This is a genomic window from Paracoccus yeei ATCC BAA-599 (assembly GCF_000622145.1).
Classification (GTDB): domain Bacteria; phylum Pseudomonadota; class Alphaproteobacteria; order Rhodobacterales; family Rhodobacteraceae; genus Paracoccus; species Paracoccus yeei.
Window position 1 is genome coordinate 107,259 of record NZ_JHWH01000002.1, and the last position, 16,987, is coordinate 124,245.

The window sequence follows — 16,987 nt, forward strand, 5'->3', positions numbered from 1 at the left end:
GGACCTCAGAGAACGACGATCGCGCCCAGGCCCATCCGGGCCAGCGCGTAGACGGCGGCGGCGATGACCGCCCAGCCGAAGATGACGGAAAGGATGATCGCGACCCGGCGGGTCGTATCCCGGAAATAGTCGTCGATCATGATGCGCGTGCCGCGGATGAAGTGCAGCATGCCCACGATGACGAACAGCGCCGTGATCAGCGCCGGCAGCGGGCGGGCGAAATAGGCCAGCACCAGTTCGCGCGGCAGGCCGATGGCGCGCGCGATGGTGATCATGAACAGCGGCGTCAGGATCAGCAGCGCGACCGAGGAGATGGTCAGCGCCCAGTGCGCCTGCGTGCCCTCATGCGCCGCGCCAAGCCCTTCGGCGGCCTTGCGGGGGGTGATGTAATGCATGGCGGTCCCCTTAGAACATGAAGAAGATGACAAGGGTCAGCAGCGCCAGCACGACCGAGCCCACGATCAGGACCTGGCTGGCCCGTTCGGATTCCTTGATCCCCAGCAGGTGGCCCGCGTCGTAAAGCAGGTGACGCACGCCGGCCAGCAGATGGAACCACAGCGCCCACATCGAGCCGGTCAGGATGATGAAGCCCAGCCAGGACCGCACCACCCAGTCGGCGACGGCGAACGCCCCGCCCGAGGAGACGGCGGCGACCAGCCACCAGACGATCAGCACGATGCCGGCGACCAGCGCGTGCCCGGTGATCCGGGTCATGATCGAAGTGACGGCGGCAAGGGGCAGGCGATAGACCTGCAGATGCGGTGACAGCGGCCGGTTGCCCCGGTTGACGTCAGCCATGGTGCGCTCTCCTGCGTTCAGGGGCCCTGGCGGCTCAGCCCGATCCTTGGGGCGGCTGGCGGCGAGGGCTGGCCGAGAAATTGGGTCTGCTTCTAGTGGTTTTGTCGCATCTGTCACGGGCCGAGGCGAGACGAAAGGGGGAATATCACAAAAATTCGACCTTTGTGATCACGCTACCGCGCGCCGTGATCACAGGCTGGCCGCTGTTTGCGGTATCACGCGGCATGGCATTGCCGCAACGCAGAAACCTAAGCGATTCCGTCACGAATGCGCTGTCAAAGCGGCATCAACGCCCAGTAATCCAGGTCCAGAAGCACCTGCGGCGCGTATTTGCCGCCCTCGTCGCGCAGGGCGCGGTCGCCCGCATCGCCCTTGTGTGCGACCAGTCGCAGCCGGATCGCCCCCACCCCCGGCGCCCCGGTCGGGGCCTTGTCCAGCACCTCGGACCAGGCGCGGATGGTGTCGCCCGCGAAACAGGGGTTGGCGTGGGCGCCACCGTTCAGCGCGACGATCATCTGCGCATTGGCGAGGCCATTGAAGGACAGCGCGCGGGCCATGCTGATGACATGGCCGCCATAGATCAGCCGGCGGCCGTCGTCGCGGAAGGTGGCGTCGAAATGCACCTTCGCGGTGTTCTGCCACAGGCGGGTGGCCAGCATGTGCTCGGCCTCTTCGATGGTGACGCCGTCCACATGGTCGATGATCTCGCCCAAGGCGTAGTCGCCCCAGCGGTGCGGCTCGCCCGCCAGTTCGAAGTCATAGCCGGTAAAGTCCAGACCTTCGGGGACGATCAGCGCTTCGGGCGGAACCGCGGGGGCCAGGTCCGGCACCACGGCGTCGGGCGCGGGCGCGTCCGGGTCGCGCTTGCGCACCATGACCCAGCGCACATAGTCCAGAACCACCTGGTCCATCTGGTTCAGGCCGCGGGTGTGCACCCAGACCACCCCCGATGCGCCGTTCGAGTTCTGCCGCAGCCCGATCACCTGCGATTCCGCCCGCAGCGTATCGCCCGGCCAGACCGGCGCCAGCCAGCGCCCCTGCGCATAGCCCAGGTTCGCCACCGCGTTCAGGCTGATGTCGGGCACCGTCTTGCCAAAGACCATGTGAAACGCCAGCAGGTCGTCCATCGGGCTGCTTTCCAGCCCGCAGGCGGCGGCGAATTCATCGCTGGAATACAGCGCATGCCGGGCCGGATAGAGCGCGTGATACAGCGCGCGCTCGCCCTCGGCCAGGGTGCGGGGGACGGCGTGGCGGATCACCTGGCCCAGGCGGTAATCCTCGAAGAAGCGGCCGGCGTTGGTCTTGGTCATTGGCGTCCCAGCTTCATGTCGGGGTGATAGTCGGTCTCGATCTGCTTGGTGACGGCCTGGGCGCAGCGCATGACCCCGCGCGCCGCGTCGAAGGCATAGGCGGGGCCGCCGTGCAGTTCCCAGCCCCTGGACAGCGCCTCGCTGACCTTGTGGCAAAAGGCCGAGGTGTCGTCGTCGGACAGCAGGCGATAGATCCTTGGCATGTCAGCCTCCAAACGGGTTGTAGCCCAGCCAGCGGTGGATCAGTCCGACGACCAGCATCAGGACGACGGCACCCACCCCGGCCATGATTTCCTTGCGGACGGGAAAAGGCCCGGCCGGCGGCGTCCAGCGCGGCTGGGCGCGGTTGATGACCGCCATTTCCGCCAGCGCCCAGACCAGCAGGCCGCCGAACAGGACAAAGCTGGGCAGGTCGCCGTTCGGCAGCAGATGCGCGAAGGCCCACAGCGCAAAGCCCGTCAGTTGCGGATGGCGAACCCGCGCGGTGATCCGCGTCTTCATCCCGTCCGCCGCGAACAGGTAGAAGGCCGCCAGCACCAGCAGGTTGTTGATCCCCTTGAGCGGCGCCGAGGCGCCCCACCAATAGGGCCCGTCCGCCATCCGGTAGCCCCAGATCATCAGCAGGACCGCGACCGCCAGGGCACCGGCGACCAGGCCCTTGCCCTTGTCGCCCATTTCGGCCCGGCGGGCGGGGGCGAGCCGCTTGAAGAAATGCGCGCCCCACCACAAGGCGAGGCCCAGGATCAGGATCAACATCTGGCTATCCTCTTGCTGGATGTTCCGACGGCAGCCTGCCCCTAACCGGCCAGCTTCGCAATCGCCTCGGCCCGGGCCAGCGCAGCGCGGGCGGTTTCGACGTGCAGGTTCTCGACGATGCGGCCATCGACCACGGCGACGCCCTTGCCCTGGGCCTTGGCCTCGTCGAAGGCGGCGATCTGGCGCCGGGCCAGGTCGATCTCGGCCTCGGTCGGGGCAAAGACCGCGTTGGCCACGGCAAGCTGGGCGGGGTGGATCAGGGTCTTGCCGTCGAACCCCATGTCGCGGCCCTGTTCGCATTCCGCGCGCAGCCCGTCATCGTCCTTGAAGGCGTTGAACACCCCGTCCACGATGACCCGCCTGTGCGCCCGCGCGGCCAGCAGGCACAGGCCCAGCCCGGCCATCATCGGCAGGCGGTCGGGACGAAAGCGCGCGCCCAGTTCCTTGGCCAGGTCGTTGGTGCCCATGACCATGCCGGCCAGCCGGGGATGGGCCGCGATCTCGGCCGCGTTCAGCATGCCCTCGGCCGTTTCCATCATCGCCCACAGCGGCGTGTCGGGCACCAGGTCCGCCACCCGGTCAAGGTCGGCCGAGCGGCTGACCTTGGGGATCAGCACCGCGTCGGCGCCGCGGGCAAAGGCGCGGGCGTCGCCTTCGGCCCATTGCGTGTCCAGCCCGTTGATGCGGACGATCCGCGCCCGGGCCCCATAGTCGGACAGCAGCGCCTGGCTGAGAAGGTCGCGCGCCGCAGCCTTTTCCGAAGGCGCCACCGCGTCCTCGAGGTCGAAGATGATGGCGTCGGCAGGCAGCGACCGAGCCTTTTCCATGGCGCGGGCATTGGCCGCAGGGATGTACAGAACGGAACGATAGGGACGGGTCATGCGGGCCTCGCGTAATATTCTTGCGCGACGCTGCATGGAAACGTCGCGAATCGCAAGCACCCTTTCGCCGCAGCGCAGAAGAAACTGATCCGGTCCAGGAACTGACCCAAAAGGCAACTTTGCAAGCGGCCGCGCCGTTTGGTCACGTTGAGGGGGCTTTCCAAGGATCGATGTAATGAGTTTCACCCTGTTCAGCGCCATGAAGAACGAGGCGCCCTTTCTGCTGGAGTGGGTCGCCTATCACAAGGCGATCGGATTTGACCGGATCGTCATCTATTCCAACGATTCAGACGACGGCACGACAGAACTGCTGGACGCCCTGTCGGATGCCGGCGAGGTGGAGCACAGGCTGCTGACCGTTCCGCCCGGCGTGGGGCCGCAGATCAACGCGGCGCGCCATGCCAACCGCGCGGGCGTGCTGCGTCCGGGCGACTGGGTGCTGTGGATCGACGCCGACGAGTTCCTGAACATCCGCGTGGGCGACGGCACGCTGCCGGCGCTGCTGGAGCGGGTGGGCGACCACGACGGCATCCTGCTGCAATGGCGGGTCTTCGGCGACAACGGGAACGGGCTTTTCCCGGGACGGCTGATCTCGGCCGATTTCACGGGCGCCTCGGCCCGGGGCTTCGACCCCAACCAGGAAATCAAGATGCTGTTTCGGGTGACCGACCGGGTCGCGGGGTTCGCCGACGTGGGCATCAACCGGCCCCTGCTGAAGCCCCTGCCCGACAACGACGCCGCCCGCTTCCTGAACGGCCGGGGCGAGGCGCTGAGTTCGGACTATCCGCCCACCCGCCGCTGGCTGGATGGCGAGGACTTTCCCCGCAGCCGCATGCTGGGGCAGCGGGATTTCGGCTGGCGGATGGGGCAGATCAACCACTATGTCGTGCGCACGCCCGAACATTTCGCGCTAAAGAAACTGCGCGGCCGGGGCTGGACTCCGGCGGACCGCCCAAGCGCCGAGCGCCACAACCAGGAATTCTACGACCGGATGAACCGCAACGAGGAGCGCGACGATTCGATCCTGCGCTTTGCGGATGCGGTGACGGCGGGGATCGCGCGGCTGCGGCTGAACCCCGCCATCGGCCGGGCCGAGTTCAACGCCCAGCGCATCGTCAATGCCCGGATCCAGGAGATGCTGGCCGAACCGCCCGAGTCCGGCCTTTAAAGCGCCGACCAGATCAGCCGGGCCGACACCAGCGCCAGGGCCCAGGTGATGAAGCCATAGAAGAACCCGGCGGACATGCGCCGGATCAGCCACAGCCCGCAGGCGACCCCGGCGACGCCCGGCACCATCAGCACCGCCGCGACCGTCAGGTTATGCGCCGAAAGCTGGCCCAGCAACGCATAGGGCACCAGCTTGACCGCATTGCAGATGGCGAAAAAGATCGTGGTGGTGCCGGCAAAGGTCAACGGCTCTATCCGGAGCGGCTGGGCATAGACCTGATAGGGCGGCGCGCCCGAATGGCTGACAAAGCTGGTATAGCCCGACACCAGCCCCCAGAACGTGCCTGCCCCCAGGCGGGGCGGCCGCGCCTGGGCGGCGGCGCGCGGCCGCAGCAGGGCGTTCAGGGCGAAGGCCAGTCCGATGATGCCGACGATCAGGGCGACGTGGCGTTCCTCGACCAGATGGGCGGTGGCCCAGCCCAGCCCGATGCCTGCGACGGCGCCCGGCAGCAGCGTTGCCAGCACCCGCCGGTCGAAGTCGCGGCGAAAGGCCACGAGCCCGCCGATGTCCGAAGCGACATAGACCGGCAGCAGAATGCCCGCCGCCTGCACCGGTGACATGACAAGCGCCATCAGCGGCACGGCGATCACGCCCACCATCGACAGCCCGCCCTTGGCCAGCCCGACCGCGAAGGCCGCGACGATGGCCAGCGTCCAGCCCCAGATATCCAGCCCCATGCGTCCCCCCGCCCCTTGCGCGGCATGGCTAGGCCAAGGGCGGGCGGGTTGCAATCGCATCGGCCAGCGGCGGCTGCTATCGCTAACCTGCCGGAAAAGCGGGCCAAGCCGTGCTGCGGCGCCGCGAAATCGCCCGTCGCACCGCGTCCGAGGCTTGCGATTCCCATTCCAAGGGACTACCCCACCGCCCGAACCATCATGGAAATCGGAGGTTGACCATGGCCCGACCCAAGATCGCACTTATCGGTGCGGGACAGATCGGCGGCACGCTGGCGCATCTGGCTGCGATGAAGGAACTGGGCGACGTCGTCCTGTTCGACATCGCCGAGGGCACGCCCCAGGGCAAGGCGCTGGACATCGCGCAATCGGGCCCGTCCGAGGGCTTCGACGCGGTGATGAAGGGCGCCAACGACTATGCCGACATCGCCGGCGCCGACGTCTGCATCGTGACCGCCGGCGTCCCGCGCAAGCCGGGCATGAGCCGCGACGATCTTCTGGGCATCAACCTCAAGGTCATGAAATCGGTCGGCGAAGGCATCAAGCAGCACGCCCCGAACGCCTTTGTCATCTGCATCACCAACCCGCTGGACGCCATGGTCTGGGCGCTGCGCGAGTTCAGCGGCCTGCCGCATGAAAAGGTCGTCGGCATGGCCGGCGTACTCGACTCGGCCCGCTTCCGCCATTTCCTGTCGCTGGAATTCGGCGTCTCGATGCGCGACGTGACGGCCTTCGTGCTGGGCGGCCATGGCGACACCATGGTGCCGCTGGCCCGCTATTCGACCGTCGCGGGCATCCCGCTGCCCGACCTGGTCAAAATGGGCTGGACCACGCAGGACAAGCTGGACGCGATCATCCAGCGCACCCGCGACGGCGGCGCCGAGATCGTCGGCCTGCTGAAGACCGGCTCGGCCTTCTATGCCCCGGCCACCTCGGCCATCGAGATGGCGGAGGCCTATCTGAAGGACCAGAAGCGCGTCCTGCCCTGCGCGGCCTATGTGGACGGTGCCTACGGCCTTGACGGGCTTTATGTCGGCGTGCCGACCGTGATCGGCGCGAACGGCATCGAAAAGGTCATCGACATCACGCTGAACGACGACGAACAGGCGATGTTCGACAAGTCGGTCGATGCGGTCAAGGGCCTGGTCGCGGCCTGCAAGGGCATCGACGCCAGCCTGGCCTGATCGCAAGACCCGCTCCGGGACAGGGCCCCGCGGCATCCGCCGCGGGGCCTTTTTCATGCCGACTCGTGGCGGACAGCGCGGTTCGGGAATGCTTGCGTTAACAGTGCGAGGCTTTGTGATCACAGCCTGAAAGGGCGTGATCACAAAGCGGCAAAACACGCGCCTTTTATGCATTTTGCGGCGCTTATCGCTTTGGCCCCCCGCCCGGATATGCCACAAGCCCGCCAACCGACAATTGCGGGGATACAGCATGAACATCCATGAATACCAGGCCAAGGCGCTGCTGCGTCACTACGGCGCGCCGGTCTCGGACGGCCGGGTCGTGACCAAGGCCGACGAGGCGAAGTCCGCCGCCGGCGAACTCGACGGGCCGCTCTGGGTCGTCAAGGCGCAGATCCACGCCGGTGGCCGCGGCAAGGGCCATTTCAAGGAAGCCGCAGCCGGTGAAAAGGGCGGCGTCCGCCTGGCGAAATCCGTGGCCGAGGCCGAGGAACTGACCCGCCAGATGCTGGGCCGCACCCTGGTCACGCACCAGACCGGCGAGGCCGGCAAGCAGGTCAACCGCATCTACATCGAGGACGGCAGCGACATCGAGCGCGAGTTGTATCTGGCGCTGCTGGTCGACCGCGGCACCTCGCGCATCAGCTTCGTCGCCTCGACCGAAGGCGGCATGGACATCGAGGAAGTCGCGGCCTCGACGCCCGAAAAGATCGTCAGCTTCAGCGTCGACCCCGCCTCGGGGCTGTCGGATTTCCACGGCCGCCGCGTGGCCTTTGCCCTGGGCCTGACGGGCGGCCAGGTCAAGCAATGCGTGGCGCTGATCAAGAACCTGTATCGCATGTTCATCGAGAAGGACATGGAGATGCTGGAGATCAACCCGCTGATCGTGACCAAGGAAGGCAACCTCAAGTGCCTCGACGCCAAGATGGGCTTCGACAACAACGCGCTTTATCGCCAGCCCGACATCATGGCGCTGCGCGACGAGACCGAGGAAGACCCGAAGGAACTGGCCGCCTCGAAGTTCGACCTGAACTACATCGCGCTGGACGGCGAGATCGGCTGCATGGTGAACGGCGCCGGTCTGGCCATGGCGACCATGGACATCATCAAGCTGTTCGGCGCCGAGCCCGCGAACTTCCTTGACGTCGGTGGCGGCGCCACCAAGGAAAAGGTCACCGAGGCGTTCAAGATCATCACCTCGGACCCGAACGTCAAAGGCATCCTGGTCAACATCTTCGGCGGCATCATGCGCTGCGACATCATCGCGGAAGGCATCATCGCCGCCGTGAAGGAAGTCGGCCTGCAGGTCCCGCTGGTCGTGCGGCTTGAGGGCACCAACGTCGATCTGGGCAAACAGATCATCGGTGAATCCGGCCTGAACGTGATCGCGGCGGACGACCTGTCGGACGCGGCGCAGAAGATCGTCAAGGCGGTGAAGGGCTGAGATGAAAGGGCGTTCCGTCATTGCATCGCTTACGGTCCTGCTTGCCGCCTGTTCGATGAGCCTGTCTCCCGAGCAAAGCAGCAAGCTTGACTGTGAATACCGTCCGGTGGTGAACACCTTCATTCCGGAATGCATTGCCGCTGCTTCGGGCAAACAGCCGAATTACGCGGCGATCCGGGCACTGGGCTATACCCAGCGCAATGCCATGATCGGTTCCGGAGTCTATCTCGCACCGGCCGGCAAGGGCCTTCTCAGCAAAGAGGGCATCAAGCTGGTTCCCGGGAAAGGTTGCTTCGCGGACCACGACGGCATCTCCGGTGTTGCCATGGGCGGCCTGCAAGAGACCGGCCAGGTCTGGGTGCGCGCCCTCGAGGCCGCAGGCTACCAGAACACGAGCAGCAATCCGTCCAGTTTCAGCTTTGTCGCCAATGGCGTGAAGATGAATTTCTATGGAACGAGATCCGACGGAACGAACACTTTCTCGATCAGAAAAGCCGACTGAGCCCCATGGTCGCGAGCCTCGCGACCAGCATGCGACATATGAACTAGAGGGAGCCATTATGGCCGTTCTCGTCAACAAAGACACCAAAGTCATCTGCCAGGGCCTGACCGGCTCGCAGGGGACGTTCCACACCGAACAGGCGATCGCCTACGGCACCCAGATGGTCGGCGGCGTGACGCCGGGCAAGGGCGGGTCCGAGCACCTGGGCCTGCCCGTGTTCAACTCGGTCCACGAGGCCGTGGCGAAAACCGGCGCCAACGCCAGCGTGATCTATGTCCCGCCGCCCTTCGCGGCCGACTCGATCCTGGAAGCCATCGACGCGGAAATCCCGCTGATCGTCTGCATCACCGAAGGCATCCCGGTCCTTGACATGATGAAGGTCAAGCGCGCCCTGCAGGGCAGCCAGTCGCGGCTGATCGGCCCGAACTGTCCCGGCATCATGACCCCCGACGAATGCAAGATCGGCATCATGCCGGGCTCCATCTTCAAGCGCGGCTCGGTCGGCGTCGTGTCGCGTTCCGGCACCCTGACCTATGAGGCGGTGAAGCAGACCTCGGACGTGGGCCTGGGCCAGTCCTCGGCCGTCGGCATCGGCGGCGACCCGATCAAGGGCATGGAGCATATCGACGTGCTGCAGATGTTCCTGGACGACCCCGAGACCGAGTCGATCATCATGATCGGCGAGATCGGCGGCTCGGCCGAGGAAGAGGCCGCCGAGTTCCTGGCCGAGCAGAAGCGCAAGGGCAAGTGGAAGCCGACCGCCGGCTTCATCGCGGGCCGCACCGCGCCGAAGGGCCGCCGCATGGGCCATGCCGGCGCCATCGTCTCGGGCGGCAAGGGCGACGCGGAAAGCAAGATCGAGGCCATGAAATCGGCCGGAATCATCGTCGCCGACAGCCCGGCGGGTCTGGGCGAAGCGGTGCTGAAGGCCATCGGGCGCTAGGCCGCGCCCCCTTTTCGGGGGAACGGTAACGTCTTCGTAGGACTTTTGACTTAGCTGTGGCCCCTGCCTACCTTGGGGCCACAGAGCAACCGCAGGTGATGTGTTGGATCGCAGGATCGCCAGTTCGGACCTTGGCTCGCCCCCCCGCAGGGGCGCGGCTTGCGTCCTTTTGCTGACGGCGCTGCTGGTCGCGGCCTGCGGCCGTGGCCCGACTGAGGACGTGTTGCGCGGCGGAGTGCCGGCCCGCACCGACCTGCACCGGACCACCGGCCTGCCGCCGCACGCGGTGCGCACCGTCAACCGCAACGACACGGGCTGGCGGCTGATCTATCACCCCGGCAATGCGCCGCCGGACGCCGACCAGCAGGCCGCCCGCGCGCTTTGCGCCCTGGAACGCCGGGCCGTCGCGCAGATCGTGCGGCTGCCCCTGGATGCGCCCTTCGACGACCCGGGTGCCGCCAAGATCGATATTCTTTGTGCGTGACGGACCATGACCCCGCCCGCACGACCCGCCGACCCGCAGATGGCCATTCTGCACCTTCACCAGCCGCCAGAGCGCGACGGCAAGCAACTGGACGATCAGAAATGAACGATCAATCCCCCAACGCGACCTTCCACGACTCCAGCTTTCTCCAGGGCCAGAACGCGGTCTATGTCGAGCAGCTCTATGGCCAGTGGGCCAAGGACCCCTCGGCGGTGGACGCGGCCTGGGATGCCTTCTTCCGCAGCCTGGGCGATGACGAGACGACCGTCACGCGCGAAGCCAAGGGCGCCAGCTGGCGCCGGGCCGACTGGCCGCCCGCGCCCAGCGACGAGACCACCTCGGCGCTGACCGGCGAATGGCCGATGCTGCCCAAGGCCGAAGCCAAGGCGGCGCTGGACAAGATCGCCGGCAAGGCCGCCGAAAAGGGCGTCAGCCTGAGCGACGACCAGCTGAAGCGCGCGGTGCTGGACAGCGTGCGCGCCATCATGCTGATCCGCGCCTTCCGCATCCGCGGCCACCTGCATGCCGACCTTGACCCGCTGGGCATGCGCGAGATCCCCGACCACGGCGAACTGAAGCCCGAAACCTACGGCTTCACCGACGCCGACATGGACCGGCCGATCTTCATCGACAACGTGCTGGGCCTGCAGGTCGCCTCGATCCGCCAGATCGTGGATCTGATGAAGCGCACCTATTGCGGCACCTTCGCCATCCAGTTCATGCACATCTCGAACCCCGAGGAAGCGGCCTGGCTGAAGGAGCGGATCGAGGGTTACGGCAAGGAGATCGCCTTCACCCGCGAGGGGCGCCGCGCCATCCTGAACAAGCTGGTCGAGGCCGAGGGCTTTGAAAAGTTCCTGCATGTCAAGTACATGGGCACCAAGCGCTTTGGCCTGGACGGCGGCGAGGCGCTGATCCCCGCGATGGAGCAGATCATCAAGCGTGGCGGCGCGCTTGGCGTCAAGGAGGTGGTGATCGGCATGCCGCACCGCGGCCGCCTGTCGGTGCTGGCGAACGTGCTGAACAAGCCCTATCGGGCGATCTTCCACGAATTCCAGGGCGGCAGCTACAAGCCCGACGACGTGGACGGCTCGGGCGACGTGAAATACCACCTCGGCGCCTCCTCGGACCGGACCTTCGACGACAACACCGTGCACCTGTCGCTGACCGCGAACCCCTCGCACCTCGAGGCGGTGAACCCGGTCGTGCTGGGCAAGGTCCGCGCCAAGCAGGACCAGCTGTCCGACCAGACGCACCGCACCTCGGTCCTGCCGATCCTGCTGCACGGCGACGCGGCCTTTGCGGGCCAGGGGGTCGTGGCAGAATGCCTGCAGCTTTCGGGCATCCGCGGCCACCGCACCGGCGGCACCATCCATATCGTTGTGAACAACCAGATCGGCTTTACCACGGCGCCGCATTTCAGCCGCACCTCGCCCTATCCGACCGACATCGCCCTGATGGTCGAGGCGCCGATCTTCCACGTCAACGGCGACGATCCGGAGGCCGTGGTCCATGCCGCCAAGGTCGCGACCGAGTTCCGCCAGAAGTTCCAGAAGGACGTCGTCATCGACATCTTCTGCTATCGCCGCTTCGGTCACAACGAAGGCGACGAGCCGATGTTCACCAACCCGGCGATGTACAAGACCATCAAGGGCCACAAGACCACGCTGCAGCTTTACACCGAGCGCCTGGTCGCCGACGGCCTTGTCCCCGAGGGCGAGATCGAAGAGATGAAGGCCGCGTTCCAGGCCCATCTGAACGAGGAATACGAGGTCGGCAAGAACTTCAAGCCGAACAAGGCCGACTGGCTGGACGGCAAGTGGTCGGGGCTCGAGGCCGAGGGCGCCGAATACAACGCCGGCAACACCGGCATCAGCCCCGAGACCTTGGCCGAGCTTGGCACCGCGCTGACCCGCGTGCCCGAAGGGTTCGAGTTGCACAAGACCGTCGGCCGCCTGCTGGAAGCCAAGAAGCAGATGTTCGAAACCGGCAAGGGCTTCGACTGGGCGACGGGCGAGGCGCTGGCCTTCGGCTCGCTGCTGGTCGAGGGGCATCCGGTGCGCCTGGCGGGCCAGGATTCGACCCGCGGCACCTTCTCGCAACGCCATTCGGCCTTCATCGACCAGGTCACCGAGGAACGCTACTATCCGCTGAACCACATCCGGGGCGGGCAGGCGCGCTACGAGGTCATCGACTCGATGCTGTCGGAATATGCGGTGCTGGGCTTTGAATACGGCTATTCGCTGGCCGAACCCAACAGCCTGGTCCTGTGGGAGGCGCAGTTCGGCGACTTCGCCAATGGCGCGCAGATTATGTTCGACCAGTTCATCAACTCGGGCGAGAAGAAATGGCTGCGCATGTCGGGCCTGGTGGTGATGATGCCCCACGGCTTCGAGGGTCAGGGCCCCGAACACAGCTCGGCCCGGCTTGAGCGCTGGTTGCAGATGTCGGCCGAGGACAACTGGATCGTCGCGAACTGCACGACACCCGCGAACTATTTCCACATCCTGCGCCGCCAGTTGAAGCGCCCGTTCCGCAAGCCGCTGATCCTGATGACGCCGAAATCGCTGCTGCGCCACCCGCAGGCGGTCTCGACGGCGGACGAGTTCACCACCGGCTCGACCTTTCACCGGGTGCTGTGGGACGACGCGCAGCGCGGCACCGCCTCGCTGACGCTGAAGCCCGACAGCGAGATCCGGCGCGTGGTGATCTGCTCGGGCAAGGTCTATTACGACCTGCTGGCTGCACGCGACGCCGCCGGGGCCGACAACGTCTATCTGATGCGCCTGGAACAGTTCTATCCCTTCCCCGCGCAGGCGATGTCCAAGGAGCTTGACCGCTTCAAGGACGCCGAGATCGTCTGGTGCCAGGAAGAGCCCAAGAACATGGGCGGCTGGACCTTCGTCGAGCCGAACCTGGAATGGGTGCTGTCGCGCATCGGCGCCAAGCACGGCCGCGCCCGCTATGTGGGCCGCGCCGCCTCGGCCTCGCCGGCGACCGGCCTTGCCTCGCGCCACAAGGCTGAGCAAGAGGCGCTGGTCAACGAAGCCATCACGATCGGGGCATGACGATGGCCGTGGAAGTGCGCGTCCCCGCGCTGGGGGAATCGGTATCCGAGGCGACCGTCGCCACCTGGTTCAAGAAGCCGGGCGACAGCGTGGCAGTCGACGAGATGCTGTGCGAGCTGGAAACCGACAAGGTGACGGTCGAGGTCCCCTCGCCCGTCGCCGGCAAGCTGGCCGAGATCGTCGCCCCCGAGGGCGAGACCGTCACCCCGAACGCCCTGCTGGCCCAGATCGCCGAGGTCGGCAACGCGGGCCCCGAGGAAATGTTGCCCAAGCACGATGCGGGCGCGAAGCCCCAGGAAGGACAGAAGAAGATGAGCGGAAAATCCATCGACGTGATGGTGCCCACCCTGGGCGAAAGCGTCACCGAAGCCACCGTCGCCACCTGGTTCAAGAAGGTCGGCGACAGCGTCGCCCAGGACGAGATGCTGTGCGAACTGGAAACCGACAAGGTTTCGGTCGAGGTGCCTAGCCCCGCCGCCGGCGTGCTGGCCGAGATCCTGGCCGATGAAGGCGCGACCGTCGATGCGACTGCCCGGCTTGCCATCATCACCGAAGGCGCGGCCGGCGCGGCGCCCGCGCCCTCCAAGGCCGAGCCCGAGGCGAAGAAGGCCGCTGCGGTGGAATCCCCCGGCGCCGGTCCCGAGACGCCGAAGCCCCGCGCCGATGTCGAGGACGCGCCCTCGGCCAAGAAGGCCATGGCCGAGGCCGGCGTCAGCCGCGACGCGGTCACGGGCACCGGCCGCGACGGCCGCGTCATGAAGGAGGATGTCGCCCGCGCCGGTTCGGCGCCCGCGCCTTCGGCCGCCCCTGCCCCGGCTGCGGCGCCCCGCGCCCCGAGTTCGGCCGAGGATGCCGCGCGCGAGGAGCGCGTCAAGATGACCCGCCTGCGCGCCACCATCGCCCGCCGGCTCAAGGACGCGCAAAACACCGCCGCCATGCTGACCACCTATAACGAGGTGGACATGTCGGGCGTCATGGACCTGCGCAACAGCTACAAGGACCAGTTCGAGAAGAAGCACAAGGTCAAGCTGGGCTTCATGTCCTTCTTTGTGAAGGCCTGCTGCCACGCCCTGAAGGAAGTCCCCGAGGTCAACGCCGAGATCGACGGCGGCGATGTGGTCTACAAGCACTTCGTCCACATGGGCGTCGCCGTCGGCACCCCGAACGGCCTGGTCGTTCCTGTGGTGCGCGACGCCGACCGCAAGAGCTTCGCCCAGATCGAGAAGGAGATCGCCGAACTGGGCGCCAAGGGCCGCGACGGCAAGCTGACCATGGCGGAAATGCAGGGCGGCACCTTCACCATCTCGAACGGCGGGGTCTATGGCTCGCTCATGTCCTCGCCCATCCTGAACCCGCCGCAGTCGGGCATCCTGGGCATGCACAAGATCCAGGAACGCCCGGTGGTCGTGAACGGCCAGATCGTCATCCGCCCGATGATGTATCTGGCGCTGAGCTATGACCACCGCATTGTCGACGGCAAGGGCGCCGTGACCTTCCTGGTCCGCGTGAAAGAGGCGCTGGAGGATCCCCGCCGCCTGCTGATGGACCTGTGATTGCATCGGGGGCGGCCAGGCGCCGCCCCTTTCCCTTCGGGGTGGCGCAACTCTTTCCGGCCTGTCTGGTTGAGCCGCGCCAGGGCCCGCCTGCTGACCGTGCCGGCCGGCCCTCGGCCTGACCCCAGGAGTGAAGCCATGACCCAGATGATCGCCCACTATACCGTCGCGGATTTTGCCGCCTTTCGCAGCCAGTTCGACCAGGACGCCGAGGATCGCGGCAACAACAGCCTGACCCTGCTGCAGCTGTGGCGCGAGGACGACCGCAATGTTTGGGCGCTGTACCAGGTGGCGGATGCCGCCCGGGCGCGGGACTATCTGCAAGGCGCCGCCGGTGTCTTCACCAGCCGGGCCGGCGTCCTGTGGGCGGATTACCGCTTCGTGGAGACGGTCTGATGGCTGCCGAAACCACGGCCCTGGCGCTGGCCGCGCTGCTGCAGGCGGCGCAGATCGGCCTTGCGGGGGCCGCGATGAACCGGGACGTGGGGCTGGACTGGAACGCCAGCCCGCGCGACAGCCAGCCGCAGTTCTCGGCCCTGACCGGGCGGCTGCGGCGCGCCGTCGACAACCATTTCGAAGGGCTGATCCTGTTTACCATCGCCGTGCTCTTGGTGATGGTCACGGACACCGACAGCCTGGTCACGGCGATCTGCGCCTGGCTCTATCTGTTCGCCCGCCTGCTTTACGTTCCGGCCTATGCCTGGGGCTGGTCGCCCTGGCGTTCGCTGATCTGGGCGGTGGGCTTTCTTTCGACGCTGGTGATGATCGTCGCCAGCCTGCTGACCTGAACCGAAGCGGCGCGGACGGCGCCGTGCTGCTGCAAGGAGACCTGAATGTCCACCTATGACCTGATCGTGATCGGGGCCGGCCCCGGGGGCTATGTCTGCGCCATCCGCGCGGCCCAGCTGGGCCTGAAGGTCGCCTGCGTCGAGGGCCGCGAGACCCTGGGCGGCACCTGCCTGAACGTGGGCTGCATCCCGTCCAAGGCGCTGCTGCACGCCAGCCACCTGCTGCACGAGACGCATGAGAACTTCGACAAGATGGGCCTGACCGGCGCCCATGTCACCGTCGACTGGACCAAGATGCAGGGCTACAAGGCCGAGACGGTCGCCGGCAACACCAAGGGCATCGAGTTCCTGTTCAAGAAGAACAAGATCGACTGGATCAAGGGCTGGGCCGAGATCGAGGGGCCGGGCAAGGTCAAGGTCGGCGATACGGTGCACGAGACGAAGAACATCGTCATCGCCTCGGGGTCCGAACCCGCATCGCTGAAGGGCGTCGAGGTCGACAATGCCGGCGGCGTGGTGGTCGATTCCACCGGCGCGCTGGCGCTGCCCCAGATCCCGAAATCCATGGTGGTGATCGGCGCGGGCGTCATCGGGCTTGAGCTCGGCTCGGTCTATGCGCGGCTTGGGGCCGAGGTCACGGTGGTCGAATTCCTGGACATCATCACGCCCGGCATGGACGGCGAGGTGCAAAAGCAGTTCCAGAAGATCCTGACCAAGCAGGGGTTGAAATTCGTGCTGGGCGCGGCGGTCTCGGGCGTCACGACCGGCCAGGACGGCGCCAAGGTCGCCTATACCCTGCGCAAGGACGACAGCGAGCACGTGATCGAGGCGGAAACGGTTCTGGTCGCCACCGGCCGCCGCCCCTATGTCGCGGGTCTGGGCCTGGACAAGGTGGGGGTCGAGCTGACCGAGCGCGGCTTTGTCAAGGTGGACGGCCACTGGCAGACCAGCGTGAAGGGCATCTACGCCATCGGCGACGCGGTGCCCGGCCCGATGCTGGCCCACAAGGCCGAGGACGAGGGCATGGCAGTGGCCGAGGTCATCGCCGGCAAGCACGGGCATGTGAATTACGACGTGATCCCCGGCGTGATCTACACCACCCCCGAGGTGGCATCCGTCGGCCTGACCGAGGAAGCCGCCAAGGAAACCGGCCGCAAGATCAAGGTCGGCAAGTTCCCCTTCATGGGCAATGCGCGCGCCAAGGCCCTGTTCCAGGCCGAGGGTTTCGTGAAGATGATCGCGGATGCCGAAACCGACCGGGTGCTGGGCTGCCACATCATCGGCCCCGGCGCGGGCGAGTTGATCCACGAGGTCTGCGTGGCGATGGAATTCGGCGCCTCGGCCGAGGATATCGCGCTGACCTGCCACGCCCAC

Annotated in this window: 17 protein-coding genes, 1 pseudogene and 1 other annotated feature (1 of these 19 running past the window's edge); of the genes and pseudogenes, 11 read left to right on the forward strand and 7 right to left on the reverse strand. The window is 66.7% G+C overall.

Annotated elements, in window-relative coordinates; genetic code table 11:
• Positions 1-5 precede the first annotated feature (5 nt).
• From BU28_RS0102750 to BU28_RS0102775, 6 genes are all read right to left on the reverse strand, one after another.
• Positions 6-395: a succinate dehydrogenase, hydrophobic membrane anchor protein gene (locus BU28_RS0102750; protein ID WP_028718083.1), complete on the reverse strand. Its 390-nt coding sequence runs from the start codon at positions 393-395 to the stop codon at positions 6-8.
• Positions 396-405: 10 nt separating this feature from the next.
• Positions 406-798, reverse strand: coding sequence for a succinate dehydrogenase, cytochrome b556 subunit (sdhC, locus tag BU28_RS0102755; protein ID WP_028718084.1), 393 nt, complete (start codon positions 796-798; stop codon positions 406-408).
• Positions 799-1,073: 275 nt separating this feature from the next.
• Positions 1,074-2,108 (reverse strand): MaoC family dehydratase, encoded by a 1,035-nt coding sequence (locus BU28_RS0102760; RefSeq protein WP_028718085.1) that lies wholly within the window; start codon positions 2,106-2,108, stop codon positions 1,074-1,076.
• Entirely contained in the window at positions 2,105-2,311 is a 207-nt protein-coding gene (locus BU28_RS0102765) for a DUF1737 domain-containing protein (RefSeq protein WP_028718086.1), read from the reverse strand. The genes BU28_RS0102760 and BU28_RS0102765 overlap by 4 nt, the downstream gene beginning before the upstream one ends.
• A gap of 1 nt (position 2,312) precedes the next feature.
• Entirely contained in the window at positions 2,313-2,864 is a 552-nt protein-coding gene (locus tag BU28_RS0102770; RefSeq protein ID WP_028718087.1) for an NnrU family protein, read from the reverse strand.
• Between the two features lie 41 nt (positions 2,865-2,905).
• Entirely contained in the window at positions 2,906-3,745 is an 840-nt protein-coding gene (locus tag BU28_RS0102775) for an HpcH/HpaI aldolase/citrate lyase family protein (protein ID WP_028718088.1), read from the reverse strand.
• A 175-nt stretch (positions 3,746-3,920) separates the two neighbouring features.
• Between BU28_RS0102775 and BU28_RS0102780 the strand changes: the two genes are divergently transcribed.
• Positions 3,921-4,913: a glycosyltransferase family 2 protein gene (locus tag BU28_RS0102780; RefSeq protein ID WP_028718089.1), complete on the forward strand. Its 993-nt coding sequence runs from the start codon at positions 3,921-3,923 to the stop codon at positions 4,911-4,913.
• On the opposite strand, the gene BU28_RS0102785 is transcribed toward BU28_RS0102780, so the two are convergent.
• Positions 4,910-5,644, reverse strand: a complete 735-nt coding sequence (locus BU28_RS0102785) for a sulfite exporter TauE/SafE family protein (RefSeq protein WP_028718090.1) — start codon at positions 5,642-5,644, stop codon at positions 4,910-4,912. The genes BU28_RS0102780 and BU28_RS0102785 overlap by 4 nt on opposite strands.
• 224 nt (positions 5,645-5,868) lie before the next feature.
• Here BU28_RS0102785 and mdh point away from each other — a divergent pair, with 224 nt between their 5' ends.
• The 10 genes and pseudogenes from mdh to lpdA form a co-directional block, all read left to right on the forward strand.
• The gene (gene mdh / locus BU28_RS0102790; protein ID WP_028718091.1) at positions 5,869-6,831 is read left to right on the forward strand and encodes a malate dehydrogenase; all 963 of its coding nucleotides are present in this window, start codon (positions 5,869-5,871) and stop codon (positions 6,829-6,831) included.
• 250 nt (positions 6,832-7,081) lie between these two features.
• Entirely contained in the window at positions 7,082-8,275 is a 1,194-nt protein-coding gene (gene sucC / locus BU28_RS0102795) for an ADP-forming succinate--CoA ligase subunit beta (protein WP_028718092.1), read from the forward strand.
• A gap of 1 nt (position 8,276) precedes the next feature.
• On the forward strand, positions 8,277-8,777 hold the full coding sequence (locus BU28_RS0102800; RefSeq protein ID WP_028718093.1) for a hypothetical protein: 501 nt from the start codon (positions 8,277-8,279) through the stop codon (positions 8,775-8,777).
• A gap of 58 nt (positions 8,778-8,835) precedes the next feature.
• Positions 8,836-9,720 carry a succinate--CoA ligase subunit alpha gene (sucD, locus tag BU28_RS0102805; protein ID WP_028718094.1) on the forward strand — a complete coding sequence of 295 codons (885 nt, stop codon included), beginning with the start codon at positions 8,836-8,838 and terminating at the stop codon, positions 9,718-9,720.
• 103 nt (positions 9,721-9,823) lie between these two features.
• Complete coding sequence (locus BU28_RS0102810; RefSeq protein ID WP_143809691.1) at positions 9,824-10,204, forward strand: hypothetical protein; 381 nt, start codon at positions 9,824-9,826, stop codon at positions 10,202-10,204.
• 101 nt (positions 10,205-10,305) lie between these two features.
• Entirely contained in the window at positions 10,306-13,272 is a 2,967-nt protein-coding gene (locus BU28_RS0102815; protein ID WP_028718096.1) for a 2-oxoglutarate dehydrogenase E1 component, read from the forward strand.
• 2 nt (positions 13,273-13,274) lie between these two features.
• Positions 13,275-14,825: a 2-oxoglutarate dehydrogenase complex dihydrolipoyllysine-residue succinyltransferase gene (gene odhB / locus BU28_RS0102820; RefSeq protein ID WP_028718097.1), complete on the forward strand. Its 1,551-nt coding sequence runs from the start codon at positions 13,275-13,277 to the stop codon at positions 14,823-14,825.
• A 138-nt stretch (positions 14,826-14,963) separates the two neighbouring features.
• The gene (locus BU28_RS0102825; protein WP_028718098.1) at positions 14,964-15,221 is read left to right on the forward strand and encodes a hypothetical protein; all 258 of its coding nucleotides are present in this window, start codon (positions 14,964-14,966) and stop codon (positions 15,219-15,221) included.
• On the forward strand, positions 15,221-15,613 hold the full coding sequence (locus BU28_RS0102830) for an MAPEG family protein (RefSeq protein WP_028718099.1): 393 nt from the start codon (positions 15,221-15,223) through the stop codon (positions 15,611-15,613). Before BU28_RS0102825 ends, BU28_RS0102830 begins: the two co-directional genes overlap by 1 nt.
• 45 nt (positions 15,614-15,658) lie before the next feature.
• Positions 15,659-16,927 (forward strand): annotated as a pseudogene (gene lpdA / locus BU28_RS26750) (dihydrolipoyl dehydrogenase); the annotation flags it as partial.
• Positions 16,915-16,987 (reverse strand) — a sequence feature (16S ribosomal RNA rRNA prediction is too short) (it continues 349 nt past the right edge of the window). It overlaps the preceding pseudogene by 13 nt.

Excerpts from the sequence above, each read along its gene's own strand:
- BU28_RS0102775 (WP_028718088.1), bottom strand. The coding sequence starts at position 3,745 with ATGACCCGTCCCTATCGTTCCGTTCTGTACATCCCTGCGGCCAATGCC.
- sdhC (WP_028718084.1), bottom strand. The coding sequence starts at position 798 with ATGGCTGACGTCAACCGGGGCAACCGGCCGCTGTCACCGCATCTGCAG.
- BU28_RS0102780 (WP_028718089.1), top strand. The coding sequence starts at position 3,921 with ATGAGTTTCACCCTGTTCAGCGCCATGAAGAACGAGGCGCCCTTTCTG.
- sucC (WP_028718092.1), top strand. The coding sequence starts at position 7,082 with ATGAACATCCATGAATACCAGGCCAAGGCGCTGCTGCGTCACTACGGC.
- BU28_RS0102750 (WP_028718083.1), bottom strand. The coding sequence starts at position 395 with ATGCATTACATCACCCCCCGCAAGGCCGCCGAAGGGCTTGGCGCGGCG.
- BU28_RS0102760 (WP_028718085.1), bottom strand. The coding sequence starts at position 2,108 with ATGACCAAGACCAACGCCGGCCGCTTCTTCGAGGATTACCGCCTGGGC.
- BU28_RS0102815 (WP_028718096.1), top strand. The coding sequence starts at position 10,306 with ATGAACGATCAATCCCCCAACGCGACCTTCCACGACTCCAGCTTTCTC.
- BU28_RS0102765 (WP_028718086.1), bottom strand. The coding sequence starts at position 2,311 with ATGCCAAGGATCTATCGCCTGCTGTCCGACGACGACACCTCGGCCTTT.
- BU28_RS0102800 (WP_028718093.1), top strand. The coding sequence starts at position 8,277 with ATGAAAGGGCGTTCCGTCATTGCATCGCTTACGGTCCTGCTTGCCGCC.
- BU28_RS0102830 (WP_028718099.1), top strand. The coding sequence starts at position 15,221 with ATGGCTGCCGAAACCACGGCCCTGGCGCTGGCCGCGCTGCTGCAGGCG.
- odhB (WP_028718097.1), top strand. The coding sequence starts at position 13,275 with ATGGCCGTGGAAGTGCGCGTCCCCGCGCTGGGGGAATCGGTATCCGAG.
- mdh (WP_028718091.1), top strand. The coding sequence starts at position 5,869 with ATGGCCCGACCCAAGATCGCACTTATCGGTGCGGGACAGATCGGCGGC.
- sucD (WP_028718094.1), top strand. The coding sequence starts at position 8,836 with ATGGCCGTTCTCGTCAACAAAGACACCAAAGTCATCTGCCAGGGCCTG.
- BU28_RS0102770 (WP_028718087.1), bottom strand. The coding sequence starts at position 2,864 with ATGTTGATCCTGATCCTGGGCCTCGCCTTGTGGTGGGGCGCGCATTTC.
- BU28_RS0102825 (WP_028718098.1), top strand. The coding sequence starts at position 14,964 with ATGACCCAGATGATCGCCCACTATACCGTCGCGGATTTTGCCGCCTTT.